The organism is Shigella sp. SIG3, from assembly GCF_053555855.1.
Window position 1 is genome coordinate 1 of sequence record NZ_JBQZXE010000194.1, and the last position, 3,851, is coordinate 3,851.

3 protein-coding genes are annotated in these 3,851 nt (G+C 46.0%); 1 reads left to right on the plus strand and 2 read right to left on the minus strand.

Features of this window, described 5'->3' with window-relative positions; all coding sequences use genetic code 11:
* Positions 1-1,060: 1,060 nt before the first annotated feature.
* Positions 1,061-1,501 (plus strand): protein YcgY, encoded by a 441-nt coding sequence (ycgY, locus tag ACUU1I_RS19895; protein WP_000615067.1) that lies wholly within the window; start codon positions 1,061-1,063, stop codon positions 1,499-1,501.
* A gap of 78 nt (positions 1,502-1,579) precedes the next feature.
* Here the strand turns inward: ycgY and treA are convergent, their stop codons facing one another.
* The gene (treA, locus tag ACUU1I_RS19900) at positions 1,580-3,277 is read right to left on the minus strand and encodes an alpha,alpha-trehalase (protein WP_000841714.1); all 1,698 of its coding nucleotides are present in this window, start codon (positions 3,275-3,277) and stop codon (positions 1,580-1,582) included.
* 319 nt (positions 3,278-3,596) lie between these two features.
* Positions 3,597-3,851: PEP-utilizing enzyme (locus tag ACUU1I_RS19905; protein WP_040234506.1), on the minus strand; the 255-nt coding region annotated here is incomplete at its 5' end.

Here is a 3,851-nt window from a genome sequence, read left to right on the forward strand (position 1 = left end):
ACATCCTGAAAAGCAAAATCGATATATACTTTCATATATATCGATAAAAATCATGTTCAATATCAAAGTTTAGCTATTGAAAACATGAAGATGTGACGACTTCCGCAAGCCTGTTGACCCTCTCTATCATTAAAAATGTATTTATCAGGTGGCTAATATTATTTAAATCATTTAAGGCTAAATCATTTAAATATGAATGACATTATTGTTTTTTATCGTCCACGGTTACGCGACGTTGAAGTTACTTGTTTTACAATGAGCGATTTTTGATATCTCGCCGAGAAAATTATCAGCATTCTCTCGTTTCAGTGTCGTGAATATACTGTTAACGGAGGTGAAAAGAATGCTGGGGGTTATACAAAACCTATGTTGTTGTCGTCCGGATTCACCGCTTGCTGATAGTAAGCAGCGTAACCAGAAGTTACCGCAACAAGACTTTGAGGATTTTAAGAACGACGTTATTAATGTCATTAACAACAATGAAGATATTTATTTTCTTAGAGAGAGTAATTTACTGAATGCGTTTATTCGAACGTGCAAAAAAAGAGATGATAACAGTTACGGAAATATGATATTTACGCTTTATTTTGATAACGATATCTATGGGAACAGAATTATCAAAGCATCGCTGAACGGCGGAGAGTTGCAGTTATTAAGCACAGGGTGTAGCAATGATAACATTCTCCATTTTATTAATGCATTTCTCATTCGGGTGAAATTTCCGCTACCTGGACGCATAAAACCGGAACTCTCGCCAAAAGCCGGGCACTCCGAAGGAATTGACGCGTTGCGCTGCTCTGTAACGGCATTTACCGCAAGCCATTTATTTCGCCAGCGACAATCCGCAGAGAACCAAACGCATCAGGAAACGACTGAACACAATAAATACTGTATTGATCAACATATTATACTGGCACCTCCAGCACGCAGTGAGGATACACTGTATCATCAGCGAATCTTATCACTGCGGAGCTGGTTGAACGACTTTCTGAGCGAAATAAGTCGGTTCCCGGTAACAACAACAGAATCCTTTTTTAATTATTGTTTCGTTGTTTTTGGTGTGATTCAGAAAATAAATATTTTAGACAGTAGCCAGTCAGGCGTTAAAAATGGGGCGGATAGTGAGGCGGTTTTGGCTGCGCTTATTGAACATTTAGAATTGATCAATCCTTCTGGCAGATTAAGCCAAAATACCCGTTCGGCAATGCTTCAGTTACGCGAAGAGGAATGGTCTGAATTCTTTTTTTGGTTGCTAAATTCTCTGGAGTGTCTGGATTATGTGATTATTAATTTAACTCCAGAAAGCAAAAAAACGTTGATGAGTGAACACCGTAACAATATTCAGGTAGCAATTGATGCTTTATATAGCCAACGTCGGCGTAAATCGCCGGGTGATGAAAGTGAAACACTTACCCGTAGAAATGACGCTATCTTCGGCAACCACGTATGGCAAACATTTGCGCAATACTTCCCGCCAGGACTTGAAAAACCGTCTGTGTAGAAAAAACCATAGATATGGTGTTATCTGCCGACAACGCCATCCGGAGAAGCCGAATGACGTTGTCGGAGTAAGCGCTGGTTAAGGTGTGGGTTGTGCCTCTTTGGTTGAGGGTTGCGTCGTTGCTGACTTAACGGTCGGACGCGTCGCCGGAACATTGTCACACGGTTGCTCTTTCGGGCAGATCAAATCCAGCATTTTCAGCGTCACGCCATTGGTCCAGCCAAAGCCATCCTGTAATGGATATTCGCCACCGCCGCCCCCCGTTCCGGTGGTGCTGACATCATATTTTTCCACCAGCTTTTTCTCCCGGTCATAGGTGTGCTGAACATTGGTCAGGAAGTGCCAGCTAATGTCCATCGCCACCTCTTTTTGCCCGTAGTTTTGTAATCCTTCTGTCGCGACCCACTGTAACGGTGCCCAGCCATTTGGCGCATCCCATTGTTGCCCACTTTTCACCGACGTGGTGTTCAGGCCGCCGGGTTGCAGCAGATGTGTTTTCGTCGCCGTCGCCATTTTGTTGGCGCGATCTTTCGCTGCCGCATTGACGTACAGCGGGAACAGGGCGGCCGCGGTTAACTGATTGCGCACTTTATGACTTTTCAGGTCGTAATCGGCATACCAGCCTTGTTGATCGTTCCACAGGTATTTTTCGATCCCTTTTTGACGGGCATTCGCCAGCGTTTCGTACTGGTTTGCCATCGCGTTATCTCCTGCAGCTTTGCTGGCGCGGGCGAGGATTTTTTCCATTTTAAACATCAGGCTGTTCAGATCGACCGGTACGATGCTGGTGGTGCGTAAGGTATTTAACTGCTGCGGGTTGTCCATCCAGCGCGAGCTGAAATCCCAGCCAGACGCAGCGGCAGAGCGCAGGTCGCGGTAAATTTCAGTGGCAGGTCGATTCGGATTGCTTTTGGCGGTGGCAATATCTTCCACCCATGACTCTGGTCGTGGCGTATCGCGATCGTCCCAGTAGCGGTTGAGAAGGGTACCATCCTGAAGTTTTACAACGCGTTTTTCCTGTTGTCCGGCTTGCAGGTTTTCAACACCGTCCATCCAGTAAGCATATTCTTTTTGCATTTGCGGCAGGTATTGCTTCAACGCGGCATCGCCTTCATGCTGCGCCAGTAACTCTACCATCAGGGCAAAGAAGGGCGGTTGCGAGCGGCTTAAATAGTAACTGCGGTTGCCGTTGGGAATATGACCGTAAGTGTCTATTTCATGAGCAAAATTGGCCACCATATCCGCGACTTTATCCCAGTGACCGCTTTCGGCAAGTCCTAACATGGTGAAGTAACTGTCCCAGTAATATACCTCGCGAAAACGTCCGCCCGGCACGACATAAGGTTCCGGCAGCGGTAACAGAGAATCCCATTTTTCGGTGTTTTCGGTAGAACGCGTTAATACCGGCCAAAGTCCGTCAATATGTTCGCGCAGTGACTGCCCCTCTGGCGGAACATATTTCTCGCCTTCTTTCGGCAGGGTGAAATTGACGTTAACGAAATGGCGCAGATCAAATCCGCTCTGGTTTTGCTGCATCCGATAATCAGCAAGGATCATCAGCGGATCGCTGTTCGGCACGGCATCGGCAAAGGTTTTTTGGTCCGGAAAAAGTTTGGCGTTTTGCACATCATTAAACAGCGGCCCTAATAAAATATCAGGCGGCTGTGGTGTTACCGGTGTTTCTTCTGCCTGCACCGATAGCGCAGCGAAACACAAAAAGATACAGGCTGGAATTAACGCCATTTTTTGCGGGCGAGAAGGTGCGGGGGATTTCATCAATCATTCTCCTTTGGCGAAACCGAATAAAACGGTATTCAAGTATCAGAAAACCTTAGTTCAGGATCGCACTAGCTGCATGATCGAAATCTCATTCTGCGAACGGTCAGGCATTTTAGAAAAGGGAATTAAAGGGATAAATAACGGCGAAATAGAGTGATCAAATAACGTCTGTTTATTAGCCAGCCAGCGACATTTGGTTCGCGATTAGCGAAGAAAAATCATCATAAATTGGTAAAAAATATAACAGGTAGTTAAAAAACATCAGTGCTGGGTAAATTGCCGGATGACATCAGAACGATGCCATCCGAACGGTGGCTTAACCCTGACGGTTGAAACGTTGCGTTTTAACGTCCAGCGTTAGCGTTTCTTCTGGTTGTATCGCATACAGTTTCTCACCCTGCTGGCAAATCCAGCCAATCCCCAGTTCACGGGCGATTAGGGCGCTGTGGGATACCGGACTTCCGGCGCTAAGGCAGATACCTTTTACAACCGCCGGATCCAGTTGCAGTACTGTGGAAGGATAAATGTTCTCCGCCAGTAGAATAGTTGGCGAGTTAAACTGCGGGAGTTC